The following is a 17,790-nucleotide window of genomic DNA, read 5'->3' as shown; positions in this document are numbered from 1 at the left end:
ATCATCAGGAAAAGAAACCATTTTGATCAACCTCTTTTTTAGCAAAAAAGTTTTTCTGATAAAACTTTAGTAAAGCTCATGGTCCAAAAGTAAGGGTTTTATAATAGATAAGACAGCTGGTTTCAATCCCAATTTAACGTAATGCGTATTTAGAGTTCAAGTATTTGATATTCTATAATAATCGTGTATTATATTAATTGTTAGTTAACACTAACCAAAATTATTTTTGAACCAAGAAAGGAGAGTAGCACATGAAGGATGTTCGGTTTTCGCCAACGTCTATTCCTCCCCTTCTAATGCTAAGCTACATTTGAAGTAAAAGGGGGCTGTGCGAACGAAAGAAAATGAAAAATACAACAAAAAGAACGGAACTTCCTCGCTTCCATATTGGCGTAGTAGCCATTATTTCAGCATTATTTATCCTATTTCTTTTTCTGGCAAATTTAGTAAAAAAAGGCGACCCAATTAAGATAGATACAGTACTTAGGAATATATTTGTATTAGAAGAGCAATCATTTTTATTTACGATATTTAAAGGGATAGCCTGGTTTGGGTCAACAACTGGTATTATTACATTACTATTCATTATGGTGGTATTACTTATCTGGAAGTATCGTGATTATAAGGGAGCCATCGTCTTCGTGGTGATGGTCATGTTAACCAATTTTTTAAGCAAAGCATTAAAAGCATTGTTTCAACGAGAAAGGCCTATCATACCTCTAGATGAGTTGGATTATAGTTTTCCTAGTAGTGGGGCATTCATTAGTCTAGTAGCATACGGACTAGCTACTTATTTACTTACACGTAATAGAACGAAACTAAAAGAAAAGTATTTGATCAGTATAGTTGGCGTGACTCTAATCATTTTAATCGGTATAAGCCGTGTTGCACTATCCGCTCATTACCCTACAGACGTTATTGCAGGGCACACACTCGGAGCAATATTCCTTATATTATCTATTTATCTATATCGTTGGTGGTTAAAAACTAACTAAGTAGTCAATCATTAAAGGGCGTGTACCGGGTATCAGCCTTAGTACGCTTAGAATATAGCATGGTACTCTACCATTAAAATTTCACCTATGCTTAATCTTACTTCAAACGATAGGAAAACTCGATTAGATAGTCGTTTTTCCATGCATAAACTGTTCAATTTCCAGTTGAAGTACTTCAGTAAGAAACTTCAGCTGGATTTTTTTACGTTCTGTGGCGCTAGAGCATGCATTCCCTGTATTGTAAATAATTTCTTATCATATAAGCTTTCTTAAAGAGATAATTAATGATATACCAATCGACAGAAGGATACTCGCCGCTTCTATTTCCTTCGAGGAACTACTTTGTTGCTCTCATCGCCATCATAAAATAACCTCCTCTCCCCCAATTAAGAGCCCTGTTTAACAATATAATTTACCGGCTTCAAATCTATTTATTACCCTAATAGGCCTTAATGTGATTTTAATCACAAATTTACTCCAATCATTTCGTTATACTATTCATTGAGGAGAAGTTCAGTTAGCCTCCGCTCTATCGTATCAACTTTTTTTAAATAGAATTTCGGTTGTATGGCACTGACTTTTCGCTTAAAACACAAGAAACAGGAGGATTTACTATGGAATTCATCGTTAATATCGATCAATTAGATAAAAAGACAAAGCATGTGGAGAAAGTATTAACGTTTAATGGAAACAAAGTATTGAATCTTCAGCTAGCTAGAGGCGAAAGCATACCCGTTCATGATGCACCAGAACATGTAATGGTGATTGTTAGAAAAGGGAAGGTTCTTTTCCATGTAGGTGAAGAACAGGTCGAACTAATGAGTGAAAACTTTATTTATTTAAAACCGTTAGAAAAACATAGTTTACACGCGCTTGAAGATGCTCACATCTTAGTCGTACAAATTAAAGAGTAGGATGTAAATTGATATACACGAATCATTCAAAATAAAAAAAGCACGAGATTTCAGCAGAAATCTCGTGCTTTTTCGTTATCCTCTAAGTTCCGCACCGACTTTTTCTTTTACAGCTGCTAATACTTTATCATGTGCTTTAACGACTTCTTCATCCGTTAGCGTGCGGTTTGGATCAAAATATTTAAGTGAGAAGGCAACCGATTTTTTCCCTTCTTCCATATGCTCCCCTTCGTAAAGGTCAAACACTGCTACTTCTTTCAATAAAGAGCCACCAGCTTCTTCAATAGTACGCTCGATATCTCCTGCCAATACGCTCGAGTTTACTACTAGCGCAATGTCACGTGTGATAGATGGAAAGCGTGGAATGCTATTATATTGAAGTGGTAATTTTTCTTCACCGAACAGCGTACCTGCGTTTAATTCGAATACATATGTTTCTTTTAAATCCAATTCTTTTTGTACTTCAGGGTGAATTTGACCTACAAATCCAAGTACTTCATCCTTTAAAAGAATCTCTGCCGTACGACCAGGGTGCATTCCATCTAATTGTACCGGCTTATACTGAATGTTCTTACTTACACCTAGCTTTGCAAACAGCTCTTCTAAAATCCCTTTTGCTACGAAGAAATCAACTGCCTTTTTCTCTCCTTGCCAAGGGTGATGCATCCATAAACCTGTTAGTGCCCCGGCAATATGCTCGATTTCATAAGGTAACTCTTGCCCTTCTTCTTTTAAAAATACTGAGCCAATCTCATAAAAAGCGATTGAATCATTTTGTCGCGCCACATTATACGAAACAGATTCTAACAGCTGTGGAACAATGCTCAACCGAAGATTACTACGTTCTTCACTCATTGGCATAATTAATTTTACTGGGTCACGTTTAACTAATGCGTATTGAGTAGCCTTCACATCATTAGTTAAAGAATACGTAATCGCCTGATTAAGCCCTGCTCCTTCAAGAGTCTTTCTTGAAATGCGACGCTTCAATTGATAAGGGGATAAGCCACCAGGCTGGCTTTCTCCAGCAGGTAAGGTCAATGGAATACGATCATAACCGTACAAACGTGCAACTTCCTCAACTAAATCAGCCTCAATAGAAATGTCACCTCTACGCGTTGGCGCAATCACTTCGAACGTAGTTCCCGTTACATTTACTTGGAATTGAAGTCGTTCAAAAATGTTGATTACTTCTTCAACTGTAATACTTGTTCCTAGTGAAGCATTAATTTTATCTAGCGTAATACGAACAGTGGAGGGCTCTATCGTTAATGTATTAGCGACAACGTCCCCCTCTAACATTTCTGCACCTGCAAATTGAACAAGAAGCTCAGCTGCTCTATCTGCAGCAAGTACAACCCGATTAGGGTCAACCCCTTTTTCAAAACGTGTACTAGCTTCACTTCTTAATCCATGATCCTTAGAAGCTTGTCGAACCGTTTGTGGTGCAAAGTAAGCAGATTCTAATAAAACCGTAGTCGTATCTTCCGTTACTTCCGAATCCGCTCCCCCCATAACACCGGCTAATGCTACAGGCTCTGACCCATTTGTAATGACAAGATGAGAATCAGTAAGAGTGCGTTTGGCATCATCTAGAGTGACCAATTCTTCTCCACTACGTGCCTTACGCACGACAATTTCTTGACTTCCAAATTGATCATAGTCAAAAGCATGTAAAGGCTGGCCGTATTCTAAAAGTACGAAATTCGTAATATCCACTACATTATTATGAGGACGAATACCTGCAGTCATTAAACGGTTTTGTAGCCAAAGTGGAGATGGCGCAACTTTTACATTCTTCATCACTTTCGCTACATATAATGGATTGTCTTCCTTTGCTTCAACGTTAATGGATATATAGTCTTCCGTTTTTTCTGAAGTTGAAGCCACTTCAATTTTCGGTAGTTGAACATCTCTTCCCAATATTGCCGCAACTTCATATGCTACCCCTAACATACTTAAGCAATCCGAACGGTTTGGCGTTAAGCCCAATTCTAAAATAGCATCATCTAAATCAAGTGCTTCTAAAGCATTTGTTCCTACTTCAACGTCCGTCGGGAAGACGAAAATCCCTTCACTATAATCTTTAGACACAAGCTTACTATCAATCCCTAGCTCCTTCAGGGAACAAATCATGCCGTGGGAAGCTTCGCCGCGTAGTTTTGCTTTTTTGATTTTGAAGTTACCTGGTAATACTGCACCTACTGTTGCAACTGGTACCTTTTGTCCTTGTGCAACATTCGGCGCTCCACAAATAATCTGAACAGGCTCTTCTGCCCCAATATCAACTAAACATTTGCTTAATTTATCTGCATTAGGATGTTGTTCTCGTTCCATAACATATCCGATAACCACTCCACTAACGCCTTCGCTTTTACGTTCTACTCCTTCTACCTCAATACCACTGCGAGTAATTTTCTCCGCAAGCTCTTCAGGAGTCACTCCAGATAAATCTACGTACTCTTGTAACCATTTATATGAAACAAACATGTATATACCCTCCTTTAATTTTACTCATGCTCATGAAACTGTTTTAAGAAACGAATATCATTTGTATAGAAATGACGAATATCATCGACACCATATTTTAGCATCGCAATACGCTCAGGACCCATTCCAAACGCAAAACCTGAATATTTCTTTGAATCGAAACCTGCCATTTCCAATACATTAGGATGCACCATGCCCGCTCCTAAAATCTCAATCCAACCCGTTCTTTTACATACTGAGCAGCCTTTTCCATCACACATTTTACAAGAAATATCCATCTCAACAGAAGGCTCTGTAAATGGGAAAAAGCTTGGACGTAAACGAATTTCACGCTCTTCACCGAAGATCTTTTTAGCAAATACTTGTAAAGTTCCCTTTAAGTCACTCATCGAAATATTTTCATCAATCACTAATCCTTCTATTTGCATAAATTGATGAGAATGTGTCGCATCATCAGAATCACGACGGTACACTTTTCCTGGACAAATGATTTTTACAGGCCCTTCTCCTGCATGTTTCTCCATTGTTCTTGCCTGAACAGGAGAAGTATGAGTACGCAATAAAATTTCTTCCGTTATATAAAACGAATCCTGCATATCACGTGCTGGGTGACCTTTTGGTAAATTCAAAGCCTCAAAGTTATAATAGTCCTTTTCCACTTCTGGACCTTCAGCAACTTGGTAGCCCATACCGATAAATAGATCTTCAATCTCTTCGATTACTCTTGTTAACGGATGGTGATTCCCTTCCTTTACAGGACTCCCTGGTAGCGTCACATCGATGGTTTCAGAAGCTAACTGCTTTTCAACCGCATCCCGCTCAAGCTTACTTTGTTTTTTCTCAAGGGACTGTCCGATTTCACCTCGCACTTCGTTTGCCAACGCACCCATTTTAGGACGTTCTTCTGCTGACAACTTTCCCATTCCACGTAATACTTCTGTAATTGGTCCTTTTTTTCCTAAGTAGGCTACGCGGACTTCATTTAATTGCTTTAAATCAATTGCTTCGTCTATTTTCTTAAGAGCTTCTAATTGAAGTTCCTTTAATCTTGACTCCATATTACTTCCTCCTTTTAATCTAAAAAATAAAAAAACCTCATCCCTATAGAAGGGACGAGGTTACATTCGCGGTACCACCCTACTGAGCACAAATATTCTATGCTAGCTTCATTGAGATAACGGATTTCTATCCGGAACGTCTTTACATTTTAAAAAATGGTCCTAACGCCAACTACAGAGGTGAACTTCGCTTGCACTTTCTTAAAATGCTTCCAGTCAAGGCATTTCTCCCTGAAAAAAAAGAAGCAAGCTACTTTTCTCTATCATCGTTTTTTTCATATGTACTTTATCATATGAAATCTATTATAGTATAGGTCACAACTAAATTTCAAGCCCACCCTTATTTTCCAATTCGACCATAATACATTAATATTCCAGCTGCTACCGCTACATTTAAGGATTCACTCTTCCCATGTATTGGTATGTAAAGATTTTGATCGGTTCTAGCTAATAACTCCTTTGTTATACCACTTCCTTCATTCCCAACTACAATTGCAAATGGCTCGTTTATTGTTACGGTTGAATAATCCACCCCATTTTCAAGCGCTGTCCCATATACCTTCACACCTTGTTGTTGCAGGGTAGTAAGCGTATCGTTTAAGTTTTGACGATATATAGGAAGGTGAAAATGGCTGCCTTGAGCAGAACGAATTACTTTTGGATTATATGGATCAACCGTTCCATCCCCAAGAATGACAGCATCCATTCCAGCAGCGTCTGCCGTCCGAATCATCGTGCCGAGATTCCCAGGATCTTGTACGGAATCAAGAAGTAAAAAAGAGGTTCCTTCAAACTTATCTTCAGCCTGTTGTTGGACGCAGACAGCAAAAATCCCTTGTTCGTTCTCCGTATCCGATATGGCCTTTGCCACCTCCCTGGATAAGCGAGTTATAGAAATGTTATCCACATTCCAATTAGTAGGTAGTGTAATGTCTTCACTCATCATAATTTCAAGAGCTTGACCTTGTTCCTTCAATGCTTCTTCTACTAAATGAAACCCTTCCACGATAAACATACCGGTTTTGTCTCGTTCTTTTCTTGTTAGTAATTTTTTCCATTGTTTCACTTTTGGATTTTTAACAGATTCCACAACTTTCAAGCCCATCGCTCCCTAAAGTTTCTTCAGTTTTTACATTATACATGAACTTTTGCACATAATAAATGAACACTGAACAAATGATAAACAAGATTACTTTTAAAGGAGCGTAATGTGTAATGGGCTTAAACCTTCGTAATGCCATCATTCACAATGTATCAGGAAATTCGCAAGAAGAATTCAAAGATACGATTGTAGATGCCATTCAAAGTGGAGAAGAAAAAATGCTTCCAGGGCTAGGGGTACTGTTTGAAGTGTACTGGCAAAATGCTTCTCCACAAGAACAGTCAGTCGTATTAGAAAAACTAGAAAATGTGCTTAAATAAAAGTAGGAGAGCTAGGGAATATCCCTCGCTCTCCTTTTTTATTAATCAAATGTAATATTAGCTACTGTATCTTTATCAAGACGTTTAATTACTTCCGTAATTAGCTTAACAGCATTTTCATAATCATCACGATGAAGCATAGCTGCATGAGAATGAATATAGCGTGTGGCGATGGTAATCGATAACGCAGGGACACCATTTGCTGTTAAATGAATCGCACCTGAATCAGTTCCTCCACCCGCTATTGCATCAAATTGGTATGGGATTTCTAATTCATCTGCCGTATTTGTTACAAAATCGCGAAGTCCTTTGTGCGAAACCATTGATGCATCATAAAGGATAATTTGCGGTCCATCCCCCATCTTGCTAGAAGCATCCTTTTTGGAAATTCCAGGTGTATCCCCTGCAATTCCTACGTCCACTGCAAAGGCAATATCTGGTTTAATCGTTTGAGCTGAAGTACGAGCTCCGCGCAAGCCTACTTCCTCTTGAACTGTACCTACACCGTAAACAACATTCGGGTGCTCTTCCCCTTTTAAGTTTTTAAGTACATCAATGGCAATCGCGCAGCCAATACGATTATCCCACGCTTTAGCAAGTAACATTTTTTCATTATTCATGACTGTAAACTCAAAATAAGGAACAACCATATCTCCTGGAAGAATACCCCACTCCATCGCTTCTTCTTTACTTGAAGCACCAATATCAATAAACATATCTTTTATATCGACTGGCTTTTTACGAGCTTCTGGGGGTAATATATGAGGTGGTTTTGAGCCAATTACCCCTGTTACGTCCCCTTTTCTTGTGACAATCGTTACACGTTGTGCAAGCATGACTTGAGACCACCAGCCTCCTACTGTTTGGAAGCGTAAAAATCCTTTGTCGTCAATCCGAGTAACCATAAATCCCACTTCATCTAAGTGTCCCGCAACCATAATCTTCGGGCCCTTTTCATCGCCAACTTTTTTCGCAATTAAACTTCCTAACCCATCTGTTGTAATCTCGTCAGCATATGGTTCAATGTATTCTTTCATTACTTTTCGAACTTCGCTCTCGTTACCCGGAACCCCTCTTGCATCGGTTAAATCCTTTAACATAGTTAATGTTGCGTCTAAATTCTTCAAAGTAAAACTCCTTCCATTCACAATAATCATATGTATCAACTTATAGACACTAAACTTGGAGACATATAGTAGCAGATTGTTCTTCCTTGATTAGTCGAATTGTGAATCATTATCGCCAATCAACAAATACAATAAGATAAACTTATTATACTAAAACCATTTCAGTCAATCAAAAAATGAAGACTAATATCCTTCTTGTTGTCTTTGATAATTCACTTCATTTTTCTTGTGATAGGCTTGTACAATATCTCTTTCGGAGAAACCTAATAACTGACCAAGATAAAAATAGTGATGAATAAGAGTACTGTAATCTTCATCAGATCGGGAAACTCCAAATATATGAGCGGCATTCATCACATTCAAAAATTGATTTGTTAATTGTCGTTCCGTTCCGTTTGTCTGAATGGTAAACTCCTCGATTCCAATCTCAATTCCTAGCGATAAAATAAAATGCACACCATCGACAAACTCCTCTAAAATAATACTTCGTTCAGAGGGTCCTTTTTGACTCCAAAATTTAAAACATCGTGTTTCATTTGCAAGCTCGCTTACTTCAACTAATAATGCAAGTAGCTTGCGAGAAAAGAGATCTTCATCCTCGACCTTTTGTGTTTTTTCTATATAAGTATCTAATGACTTTTGCATCGTATATAGTGATTGGATATTCATAGTAGCTCCTTTCAAGATTTGCAATCATAATGATTAAAATTATAGCAAACATTCTTCCATGGTTGTATGATAAACAGCTACTTACTCCTTCAAATCCCCTTCCCATCCAGCACAAAAAAGTCAACCTCTATTTGAGCTTGACTGTGTTAGTTCATTGGTTGAAAAAATTCCTTCCATTTCATTACCGTTACCTTTTCTCTCAGAACATATAATAAGACACCTAATGCAAGCAAGATTAGAACTATCATCGATGGCGTGAACTCAGAGATAAATTCTCCAAAAACAGTATAGAAAAATGCCAATGGTAAATTCGTAAGAAACGAGCTCTTAACGTACTCTTTAAAACCTTTTCTTCGTTCCATTAAACATACATTTAACAGCTGGTAATGAACAAAGGGAATAAGTCGAAGAACAGTGATTTGTCCAACGGTTAAACGAGCATGCGGCCCAAACCATTTATTTTTCATTAAAAGAAGCTTTTCATAAAACTTCGGAAATTTATGAATACCTATAAAAAATAAACTAGATAATAACGTTAAGCCAATAATGGAATACAAAGTACCGAGTAAACTTCCAAATAGAACGCCACCTGCCATACAAACTAAAATAACAGGTATGAACAGAAATTGACGAAGAACATGAAAAAGAATAAAGGCTAATGGTGCAAGGATTCCCCAGGTTTCTACAAAAGAGAATAGTAACATCGTCTTACTATCCATCCCGCTCACCTTCTTTCCGCTTCCATATACACATTCCTTCAACTACTATCTATCTTATTCCGAAAATTGAACCCTATGATAACAATATGAACAGGAAACTAAAAAGCATAAGCTGAAAAATCGTCAATATTGGGAGCCCCCATGAAAAAGACTTATGTTTAGTTTTATGTCTGTATGTTTTCATCCCAACAAAAGCTCCCAAGCCGCCACCAAGGAAACTCCCTTTCCATAATGTCTTTTCCCTAATTCGATTGGCACCCTTTTGTGCACGTCTCTTATCCATTCTCATTAAAATAAGCATTACAACATTAACCATAACAATATAAATAAATAACAACAGTACCAAATCATCACCTCAATTTGAAATGCGGAGTCGGACGTTCAGCGACGTATAAACTTGTACCGCTCCGCATGAGATAAAGGAAACACGAATTGCAAAGCAATTCGATGTTGACTTATCGTAAGGAGGAGAGGGCAAGTTTACTAGGCGCTGGCCGACGGAGCTGGACACCTTTAAGGTAGGTACGAAGGCTTAGTTCGCGACGTCCTGTCGCAACGCCTTCATGACCTACTTCCTGTAGGCCTTGCGGAGTCGGGTTGCTCAGCAGCGACAGGCATTTGGCGAAGCACGTAGGAAATCCTGATTTCCGGAGTGGTTTGACAAATGACCCCGAGCTGCTACCCGACGAAGCTGGACAACACGAAATGCGGAGGCGGCTCTTTCTGGGGCGACAGGCAACTGACGCATCACGCAGAAGGTCCTGACCTTCGGAGTGAGGTGGCAGTTGACCCCGAGCCACAAGCCGCCGCAACTGGACAACAAAGAAATGCGGAGTCGGCCGTTCAGCGACGTATAAACTTGAGTCTATTAAGGAACGAAGGCTAAGTTCACGACGTCCTGTCGCAACGCCTTCATGTCCTACTTCCTGTAGGCCTTGCGGAGTCGGCTTGCTCAGCAGCACATAGCCTTCAATTCAATACATATGTAAAAAGGTCATTCTCAAAAAGAGAACGACCTTTATCAACTTACTTGTTTAGTTGAGCTTTTGCAGCATCAGCTAATTGAGCAAATGCTTTTTCATCAGAAATAGCAAGCTCAGCAAGCATCTTGCGGTTTACTTCAATACCAGCAAGCTTTAGTCCGTGCATTAAACGGCTGTAAGAAAGACCATTCATACGAGATGCTGCATTGATACGAGTAATCCATAACTTACGGAAGTCGCGCTTTTTCTGGCGACGATCGCGGTAAGCATACATGTAAGATTTCATTACTTGTTGATTGGCAACTTTATATAAAGTGTGTTTAGAACCGAAATAACCTTTAGCTAATTTAATAACTTTTTTACGACGTCTGCGTGTAACTGTTCCGCCTTTTACGCGTGGCATAATATTTCCCTCCTAGTTTTCCTTCAAAATCTGTGTTTACAAGTTGTCTAGCATATGACGAATGCGTTTGAAATCACCTTTTGAAACAACTGCGCTTTTACGTAGCTTACGCTTTTGTTTCGTAGATTTGTTAGCGAATAAGTGGCTTGTATAAGCATGAGAACGTTTAAGTTTACCAGAACCTGTCTTTTTGAAACGTTTTGCAGAGCCGCGGTGAGTTTTCATTTTTGGCATTTGGTATTCCTCCTCGGGTACGTTACTTTTCGTTAATAGGTGCTAAGAGTAAGAACATGCTGCGTCCATCCATTTTTGGTTTGGATTCAATAGTTGCAACATCCTTACAAGCCTCAGCAAAACGGTCAAGAACTCGTTGACCAATTTCTTTATGAGTGATTGCACGACCTTTAAATCGAATTGATGCTTTAACCTTGTCCCCTTTTTCAAGGAACTTACGAGCGTTACGAAGCTTCGTGTTAAAGTCATGTTCATCAATCGTTGGGCTTAGACGCACTTCTTTAAGGTTAATAACCTTTTGATTTTTACGAGCTTCTTTGTCTTTCTTTTGTTGTTCAAACTTAAATTTACCGTAGTCCATGATACGAGCTACTGGTGGTTTCGCGTTTGGTGCAACTAATACAAGATCCAAATTTGCACGTTCAGCAATTTCGAGAGCGTCACGCTTAGATTTAATTCCAAGCTGGTCACCATTTTGACCAATAAGACGAACTTCACGGGCACGAATGCCATCGTTTACCATCATATCTTTGCTAATAATGAGCCACCTCCAAAGTATTGTCCTGAATACTGTTTTGTGTTGAAGTAGTTGTTAGTCCCGACTGCAGGCTTTACACACAAAAAAATACGCGTGAAAGAAATCACCCGCATTAAAAGCAAAGCGTACAAAACGCTATCGTTTAAATTCACAAAACCTGCTAACTGCTTACTGCGTCAATCAGGTGAGAAGCGGGTTGCTTCTTCTTCTCCACATCATGTATTCAATTTACCTTGATAACTATATCATAAGCCTATCTAAGCTGTCAAATAATCGCTCATTAAAATCACAACGTCTTTTATCTTAACAGACAATTAATATTTTCGCAACATCTTTTTAATTTCATTGAACTAATCATTTCTAACCGACCGCTCTTTTCAGGTCAGTATTTGTCATTTCAAACATTTCCCTTCCTACATAGCTCCGGTTAACAATAAAACAAGCTAGGAGCTTGATACTCCCAGCTTGTTTTATTATTTTGCAACCTCAGTCGTAATGTTTTTGATAAAGCTATCTAATGGTACTGTTTCTGATTTTTTCTCACCATATTTACGAACATTTACCGCTTTATCTTGAATTTCATTATCGCCTACAACGAGCATATAAGGAACTTTTTGAACTTGCGCTTCGCGAATTTTATAGCCAATTTTTTCATCACGGCTATCCAATTCTGCACGTATTCCTTGAGCCTGTAGCTGTTCCTGAACTTCTTTTGCATACTCGAAATGAACTTCTGGAGATACAGGAATTACTTGTACTTGAACAGGTGCTAACCAAGTTGGGAAAGCGCCTTTGTATTCTTCAATGAGGAAGGCGACAAAACGTTCCATTGTAGAGACAACCCCACGGTGAATAACAACAGGGCGATGGTGCTTTCCATCTTCACCTACGTATGTTAAATCAAAGCGTTCCGGCAATAAGAAATCTAGTTGGACAGTGGATAAAGTTTCTTCTTTTCCGAGAGCCGTTTTTACTTGAACATCAAGTTTAGGGCCATAGAATGCTGCTTCTCCATCCGCTTCAAAGTACTGAAGGTCAAGCTCATCCATCGCTTCCTTAAGCATCGCTTGCGCTTTATTCCACATGTCATCATCATCAAAATATTTTTCTTTGTCTTCAGGATCACGATAAGAAAGACGGAAAGAGTAATCATTTAAATCAAAATCTTTATATACTTCCATAATTAATAGGACGACCCGTTTGAATTCTTCCTTAATTTGATCTGGGCGTACAAAGAGGTGAGCATCATTTAATGTCATACCACGTACACGCTGCAAACCAGAGAGTGCTCCAGACATTTCATAGCGGTGCATTGTTCCTAATTCTGCAATCCTTATAGGTAATTCACGATAACTGTGAATGCCATTTTTATAGATCATCATGTGATGAGGACAGTTCATTGGGCGTAGCACAAGTTGCTCATTATCCATATCCATTACAGGAAACATATTTTCTTGATAATGATCCCAATGCCCACTCGTTTTATAAAGTTCCACACTTCCAAGGACAGGAGTATAGACATGGTCATAGCCAAGCCTTTCTTCTTTATCGACGATATAACGTTCGATCATACGACGGACGGTTGCTCCTTTAGGTAACCAAAGTGGAAAGCCCTGTCCTACTTTTTGAGAATTGGTAAACAGATTTAACTCTTTTCCAAGCTTGCGGTGATCTCGTTCTTTTGCTTCTTCTAGAAGGCGCAAATGCTCTTTTAATTCTTCCTTCTTGAAAAAGGCTGTGCCATAAATACGTTGTAGCATTTGATTATTACTATCGCCACGCCAGTATGCACCTGCAAGACTTAACAGTTTAAATTCCTTAATTTTACCAGTTGATGGAACGTGAATTCCACGACATAAATCGAAGAACTCTCCTTGCTTATAAATTGAAACCTCTTCATCAGCTGGGATTGCTTCTAATAGCTCAAGCTTATATTGATCATTGATTCCTTCAAACATCGCTTTTGCTTCATCGCGTGAAACCTCTTCACGAACGATTTCAAGGTTTTCGTTTACAATTTTTTTCATTTCTTTTTCTATTTTTTCTAAATCATCACTTGTTAAGGTTTCTTCTGCATCAATATCATAATAGAAACCCCCTTCAATTACTGGACCAACACCTAGTTGAACGTTTCCGAATAAGCGTTTAATCGCCTGTGCCATTAAGTGAGCTGTACTATGACGTAGCACTTCTAACGCATCTTCTGATCCAACTGTTACAATTTCAATTGACCCATCTGTTTGAATCGGTGTGCGCAAATCAATTAATTCATTGTTTAGTTTACCTGCAATCGACTTCTTTTTTAACCCTGGGCTAATTGAAGCCGCAATGTCTTCAGTTGATATACCTTTCGGATACTCCTTAACGGCTCCGTCAGGAAATGCAATTTTCACGAAATCTGACATATTTTCTTCACTCCTTAAAAAATAAATATAAAAAGCCTCGTTCCTTCATGTATACATGAAGGGACGAGGCTTATCTTCTCAATAAGTAATTCGTGGTTCCACCCTACTTTACGTGTTCTATTAAAGATATAACAGAACGACATCTCCAGATCAGATAACGGCTGCGACCGTCAACCATTAATAGTTAGAAAGCTCACTTTCTCCCGTTCAAGGTTGAAGTTTAGAGGTGGTAAGTAGTTGAGCCGAATTAGGAAGATTCCAGCCTAGTCTTCCCTCTCTGAGAATCGCACACAATCACCCATGTCCTCATCATAACCTGTACTATTATAATATGTAGGTTATTATATTCGGTTATGATGAAGAAATCAAGATAATTCAAAAAATCTTTTCAGAGGCCTTATTGCCTTACTCATTTACTACATCTTTTGTTGACTCCTTTAATTTTTCAAGTAAATATGGTCCAGGTAATATCTCGACCCTTTCTTCAAAAATATTTTTTATCGTTCGAACTAATCCATTTTCCTCTTTACTCGTATATAGATATATCTTTTTCGGCGCTAAAGAAAGTAAAGGTGCGATAGTGACTGAATCAATATATAACGGATGGTTAATAAACAACCTTTTATCTAGCTTGGAAATAAGTTCATCTCGTTTCATTTCTTTCAGTTCATCCGAATAAAAAATTGACTTATGATCTAAAAGATATACATGTACACTTTTGATTTTACCTTCTTTTTCAAAAATGTATTCACGTAGAGTTTGAATAAACATTTGGTAGTCTTGCTCCATTTTGTATTCATCAATAGCTATCTCTACATATTGAATAATCCGATTTTGGTATTCCTTTAAACGAAACTTCACAAAAGAATCGAACGATATAGGTCCATTTCCTCCTATCAACCCCTCAATTGCACCTTGAATAAAACTATCCTCATCCCACTGGTTTAATAAAGACACAAGCTCTTCTCTCTCACCTAAGAACATCTCTAAAACAATTTGCAATACATGCTCGTGTTCACCTTCATCATCATAATAAAAATAATCAAATAAATAGTAAGAAGCCCATTCTTTTCGCTTTTTATTTATAATTAGTTCTTTTACTACATCTTGTATTTTTCCCATCACTGCTTCTTTGAAAGATACTTGATAAAACAATTGATTTTGAAAGGTGGTTTTATGTAGCCCAGAAGATATTCCGTGCATTTTTAAGCATTGCTGAAGATACTCTCCATCACTTTCTTGTTTGAAGAGAATTTCAAACATTTCCTTCCCTCCTTTAATCGCCATTTCACTGGTATATATATATGGATAGCTTGGTTATTTTAGAAGTGAATTTATGAAAACGAAAAGAAAGTGGTTAAGACCTAAATTCATTTCCGTCAAAACCAAACAACAGGAAGTGTTATTTTTTACAAAACAATCTATAAATTATACGTCAATATAGAGTATTTACTTAAACAGGGTGTTATTTCTGATAAAAAAAAGACTATCAAATGATAGCCTATAAATCACGACGATTCGGACCGTCCAAATTAATTGGGGTTGCTAAATATTTCATTCGTTCCATTATACGAGCTGCCTTCATTTTTTCTTCCTCGCCTCTTTGCGAGTATGTTAGGTGGTGTAGAAGGCCTTCAAAATCAAAGTTTGAAGAAAAGAAAGTCGGTAGATCTTCGAGCATTCGATACTGTAAAATCGTCCCTAAAACATCATCACGAATCCAACTAGACATCGATTCTGCTCCTATATCATCAAGCATTAAAACAGGAGCTGTTTTAATTTTCTTCAATTTATCATTTAAGCTTTTATCTTGTAAGGATTGCTTCATTTCGCGGAAAAATTCCGGCACATAGACGATCAAAGAAGGAACTTTCTTTTCTGCTAATCCATTCGCAATTGCTCCTAATAAATACGATTTTCCCACACCAAATTTTCCAAACAAGTATAAACCCTTCACTTTCTTATCAGCAGAATAAGCTTCTACAAACTCTTCCGAGGCTTTCACCGCTCTCATACGGGAAGGCGTATCAAGTGCAATATCAGCAAATGTCGCATGTAATATATCTTTTGGAACATATATACTTTGAATCAACTCTTCTAGATAACTACGTTCATCATGAAGGATTTTACTAGGACATGGTCGATAGTTAATATCAATCACACTTCCTCTCATAAACAACTCTGGTTCAAAGCCTTTCATCATGTTCCTACAACCCTCTAGGCTAGGACATCCTTTACATTGCTTTTTTTGTGAGCTGTATTCATATAACTTCATCAAGCCTGTTTCAATAGAGTTAGAAGCTAATTCTGCTGAATGTTGCTGAAGAAAGCGCTGGACATTCTCATCTGATAAAATTTCATTTTTCATTTCATTGTATGTTTGTTGAAATTTTGGCGATGATGCTATTTTTTTTAGCGTTTTATTGATTGGTTCCATAACAGCCTCCTACTTTTTATACTTCTTAAGCTTCTCTTCTAACTTCTTCTTTTCTGCTTCAAAATCATATAGTTCTTCATTCGGTTCTTCTGTTTTTTTCATCACACTAGATTCTTCAAACCACTCAGGCAATTTTTCAGTTCTAATCGTATTTTTCCTAGTCGTCTTCTTCTCTTTTTTACCATCTGCCCAGTCTAGATATTGTCGATGCTCTTGTTTCGCTACCGCCATAGCATCTTTGACGTTGGTTATGTTCTTTCTTGCCCAATGAGAAGCGATTTTCTCAACGTATCCCTTCGTTAGCTTCATATCCGTGCGCAACATTACATAATGAATGAGAACATTGATTACCCCTAATGGTAATTTTTGATTAAAGATGACTCCTTCTATTATCTTCATATCACCTGATGTTGGTTCTGCCCCGTTTGACAGATCAGAAAGTAGTTCTTTCGGTGACGTATTCTCTAAATAATAGATTAACTTCTCTTCTTGTGTTTTCGGATCCGTAACCGTTTGTTTATGGCTCACTTTCATTGCTAAATGAGGAAATACCTCGCCATGTTGAACTTGAAACCAATCGCGCGCAGCTTTCCGCAGCGAATCAACATCAATTTCATCCTCTGCAACCATGGCTTGCAGCACAATATTCTTCATTTGCACAGCGTTTATGCCATATAAATAAGAGAGCTTTCCTATGACTTCTTTTACCTTGTGTGTAAATGCCCTTCTAGGAACCATAGATTCTGATAAGCCAGCTAATAATAGATCCATATCAAAATGATGGGAATCTAGCTGTAAACCTTTATTTTGCTTTTCTTCAAGTAATTCTTTCGTATCATCTACTTGGCTATGTTGCTCTGCTTCTTGATCAAGCAATGAAATGGTATGAGACGATAAAAAGATATCTTGAAACGAACGTGTTACGTCAATGTAATCATTATGGCTTATACTATTTGATGAAAAGAAGTCCTTCAACTTTAAAAAATGTGACTTCCCAATTTTCCGATATAAGTAAACATTAAGCATGCCATCAGTAAAAAATGCATTTGGTGACAGTGGAGGCTGAATTTCATATATGAAATGACGCAAATCATCAGAGCGATTTACGTACGTTTTCAACAACCCCATCCCCTCCAGCTTCAAGCGAGCTTCATAAATTTCCTGAATGTTAAAGGATAAAAAATTCATGAGGTGATAATGTGAGTTAGACTCCGACAATTGTGATTGCCTTTCCACTTCAGCCCATAATGTCATATAAAAACTGTAGCATTCTGTCCCGATTAAGGGCTGATATAAAAACGTCAACACCTGTCGATGATATTCATGCAAAATACCATTCACCTTTATTTGATACATATCCACTGGTTGGAGTTCTTTCCAGTGTTTGTTCATACCC

General features: G+C 37.9%; 17 protein-coding genes and 2 other annotated features. Of the genes, 3 read left to right on the top strand and 14 right to left on the bottom strand.

The window, feature by feature from the left end:
• Nucleotides 1-344 precede the first annotated feature (344 nt).
• Together WAK64_RS00375 and WAK64_RS00370 are read left to right on the top strand one after the other, a co-directional pair.
• Nucleotides 345-995 (top strand): phosphatase PAP2 family protein, encoded by a 651-nt coding sequence (locus tag WAK64_RS00375; protein WP_336584937.1) that lies wholly within the window; start codon nucleotides 345-347, stop codon nucleotides 993-995.
• A gap of 614 nt (nucleotides 996-1,609) precedes the next feature.
• Entirely contained in the window at nucleotides 1,610-1,909 is a 300-nt protein-coding gene (locus WAK64_RS00370; protein ID WP_336584936.1) for an AraC family ligand binding domain-containing protein, read from the top strand.
• 75 nt (nucleotides 1,910-1,984) lie between these two features.
• Here WAK64_RS00370 and pheT read toward each other — a convergent pair whose 3' ends face one another.
• The 3 genes from pheT to WAK64_RS00355 form a co-directional block, all read right to left on the bottom strand.
• Nucleotides 1,985-4,399: a phenylalanine--tRNA ligase subunit beta gene (gene pheT, locus WAK64_RS00365; RefSeq protein WP_336584935.1), complete on the bottom strand. Its 2,415-nt coding sequence runs from the start codon at nucleotides 4,397-4,399 to the stop codon at nucleotides 1,985-1,987.
• Nucleotides 4,400-4,419: 20 nt separating this feature from the next.
• Complete coding sequence (gene pheS, locus WAK64_RS00360; RefSeq protein WP_336584934.1) at nucleotides 4,420-5,457, bottom strand: phenylalanine--tRNA ligase subunit alpha; 1,038 nt, start codon at nucleotides 5,455-5,457, stop codon at nucleotides 4,420-4,422.
• A 47-nt stretch (nucleotides 5,458-5,504) separates the two neighbouring features.
• Nucleotides 5,505-5,733 (bottom strand) — a binding site (T-box leader).
• A gap of 64 nt (nucleotides 5,734-5,797) precedes the next feature.
• Nucleotides 5,798-6,556 (bottom strand): TrmH family RNA methyltransferase, encoded by a 759-nt coding sequence (locus tag WAK64_RS00355; protein WP_336584933.1) that lies wholly within the window; start codon nucleotides 6,554-6,556, stop codon nucleotides 5,798-5,800.
• 116 nt (nucleotides 6,557-6,672) lie between these two features.
• On the opposite strand from WAK64_RS00355, the gene sspI reads away from it, so the two are divergent.
• A complete protein-coding gene (gene sspI, locus WAK64_RS00350; protein WP_336584932.1) occupies nucleotides 6,673-6,879 on the top strand; it encodes a small acid-soluble spore protein SspI in 207 nt (68 codons plus the stop codon).
• A gap of 41 nt (nucleotides 6,880-6,920) precedes the next feature.
• Here the strand turns inward: sspI and WAK64_RS00345 are convergent, their stop codons facing one another.
• The 11 genes from WAK64_RS00345 to WAK64_RS00295 all read right to left on the bottom strand — a co-directional run bounded on the left by WAK64_RS00345 (nucleotide 6,921) and on the right by WAK64_RS00295 (nucleotide 17,786).
• The gene (locus tag WAK64_RS00345) at nucleotides 6,921-8,006 is read right to left on the bottom strand and encodes a M42 family metallopeptidase (RefSeq protein ID WP_336584931.1); all 1,086 of its coding nucleotides are present in this window, start codon (nucleotides 8,004-8,006) and stop codon (nucleotides 6,921-6,923) included.
• A gap of 183 nt (nucleotides 8,007-8,189) precedes the next feature.
• Nucleotides 8,190-8,675 (bottom strand): dUTP diphosphatase, encoded by a 486-nt coding sequence (locus WAK64_RS00340; RefSeq protein ID WP_336584930.1) that lies wholly within the window; start codon nucleotides 8,673-8,675, stop codon nucleotides 8,190-8,192.
• Between the two features lie 146 nt (nucleotides 8,676-8,821).
• The gene (locus tag WAK64_RS00335; RefSeq protein ID WP_336584929.1) at nucleotides 8,822-9,394 is read right to left on the bottom strand and encodes a TVP38/TMEM64 family protein; all 573 of its coding nucleotides are present in this window, start codon (nucleotides 9,392-9,394) and stop codon (nucleotides 8,822-8,824) included.
• A 73-nt stretch (nucleotides 9,395-9,467) separates the two neighbouring features.
• Complete coding sequence (locus WAK64_RS00330; protein ID WP_336585278.1) at nucleotides 9,468-9,695, bottom strand: DUF1294 domain-containing protein; 228 nt, start codon at nucleotides 9,693-9,695, stop codon at nucleotides 9,468-9,470.
• A gap of 725 nt (nucleotides 9,696-10,420) precedes the next feature.
• A complete protein-coding gene (rplT, locus tag WAK64_RS00325) occupies nucleotides 10,421-10,780 on the bottom strand; it encodes a 50S ribosomal protein L20 (protein WP_336584928.1) in 360 nt (119 codons plus the stop codon).
• A gap of 36 nt (nucleotides 10,781-10,816) precedes the next feature.
• Nucleotides 10,817-11,014 carry a 50S ribosomal protein L35 gene (gene rpmI / locus WAK64_RS00320; protein ID WP_336584927.1) on the bottom strand — a complete coding sequence of 66 codons (198 nt, stop codon included), beginning with the start codon at nucleotides 11,012-11,014 and terminating at the stop codon, nucleotides 10,817-10,819.
• 22 nt (nucleotides 11,015-11,036) lie between these two features.
• Entirely contained in the window at nucleotides 11,037-11,555 is a 519-nt protein-coding gene (infC, locus tag WAK64_RS00315; RefSeq protein WP_336585277.1) for a translation initiation factor IF-3, read from the bottom strand.
• A gap of 72 nt (nucleotides 11,556-11,627) precedes the next feature.
• Nucleotides 11,628-11,766 (bottom strand) — a sequence feature (ribosomal protein L20 leader region).
• Nucleotides 11,767-12,025: 259 nt separating this feature from the next.
• A complete protein-coding gene (thrS, locus tag WAK64_RS00310) occupies nucleotides 12,026-13,957 on the bottom strand; it encodes a threonine--tRNA ligase (RefSeq protein ID WP_336584926.1) in 1,932 nt (643 codons plus the stop codon).
• A gap of 405 nt (nucleotides 13,958-14,362) precedes the next feature.
• Nucleotides 14,363-15,220, bottom strand: a complete 858-nt coding sequence (locus WAK64_RS00305; RefSeq protein WP_336584925.1) for a putative sporulation protein YtxC — start codon at nucleotides 15,218-15,220, stop codon at nucleotides 14,363-14,365.
• A gap of 238 nt (nucleotides 15,221-15,458) precedes the next feature.
• On the bottom strand, nucleotides 15,459-16,394 hold the full coding sequence (dnaI, locus tag WAK64_RS00300; protein ID WP_336584924.1) for a primosomal protein DnaI: 936 nt from the start codon (nucleotides 16,392-16,394) through the stop codon (nucleotides 15,459-15,461).
• A 9-nt stretch (nucleotides 16,395-16,403) separates the two neighbouring features.
• Entirely contained in the window at nucleotides 16,404-17,786 is a 1,383-nt protein-coding gene (locus WAK64_RS00295; protein ID WP_336584923.1) for a replication initiation and membrane attachment family protein, read from the bottom strand.
• Nucleotides 17,787-17,790 lie beyond the last annotated feature (4 nt).

Source organism: Bacillus spongiae (genome assembly GCF_037120725.1).
Taxonomy (GTDB): domain Bacteria; phylum Bacillota; class Bacilli; order Bacillales; family Bacillaceae_K; genus Bacillus_CI; species Bacillus_CI spongiae.
This window is presented reverse-complemented; position numbering and strand designations above follow the sequence as displayed.

Bases quoted from the DNA above. Each gene is read 5' to 3' on its own strand.
- WAK64_RS00375 (WP_336584937.1), top strand. From the start codon at position 345: ATGAAAAATACAACAAAAAGAACGGAACTTCCTCGCTTCCATATTGGC.
- WAK64_RS00370 (WP_336584936.1), top strand. From the start codon at position 1,610: ATGGAATTCATCGTTAATATCGATCAATTAGATAAAAAGACAAAGCAT.
- pheT (WP_336584935.1), bottom strand. From the start codon at position 4,399: ATGTTTGTTTCATATAAATGGTTACAAGAGTACGTAGATTTATCTGGA.
- pheS (WP_336584934.1), bottom strand. From the start codon at position 5,457: ATGGAGTCAAGATTAAAGGAACTTCAATTAGAAGCTCTTAAGAAAATA.
- sspI (WP_336584932.1), top strand. From the start codon at position 6,673: ATGGGCTTAAACCTTCGTAATGCCATCATTCACAATGTATCAGGAAAT.
- WAK64_RS00340 (WP_336584930.1), bottom strand. From the start codon at position 8,675: ATGAATATCCAATCACTATATACGATGCAAAAGTCATTAGATACTTAT.
- WAK64_RS00335 (WP_336584929.1), bottom strand. From the start codon at position 9,394: ATGGATAGTAAGACGATGTTACTATTCTCTTTTGTAGAAACCTGGGGA.
- WAK64_RS00330 (WP_336585278.1), bottom strand. From the start codon at position 9,695: ATGCTTATTTTAATGAGAATGGATAAGAGACGTGCACAAAAGGGTGCC.
- rplT (WP_336584928.1), bottom strand. From the start codon at position 10,780: ATGCCACGCGTAAAAGGCGGAACAGTTACACGCAGACGTCGTAAAAAA.
- rpmI (WP_336584927.1), bottom strand. From the start codon at position 11,014: ATGCCAAAAATGAAAACTCACCGCGGCTCTGCAAAACGTTTCAAAAAG.
- thrS (WP_336584926.1), bottom strand. From the start codon at position 13,957: ATGTCAGATTTCGTGAAAATTGCATTTCCTGACGGAGCCGTTAAGGAG.
- WAK64_RS00305 (WP_336584925.1), bottom strand. From the start codon at position 15,220: ATGTTTGAAATTCTCTTCAAACAAGAAAGTGATGGAGAGTATCTTCAG.
- dnaI (WP_336584924.1), bottom strand. From the start codon at position 16,394: ATGGAACCAATCAATAAAACGCTAAAAAAAATAGCATCATCGCCAAAA.
- WAK64_RS00295 (WP_336584923.1), bottom strand. From the start codon at position 17,786: ATGAACAAACACTGGAAAGAACTCCAACCAGTGGATATGTATCAAATA.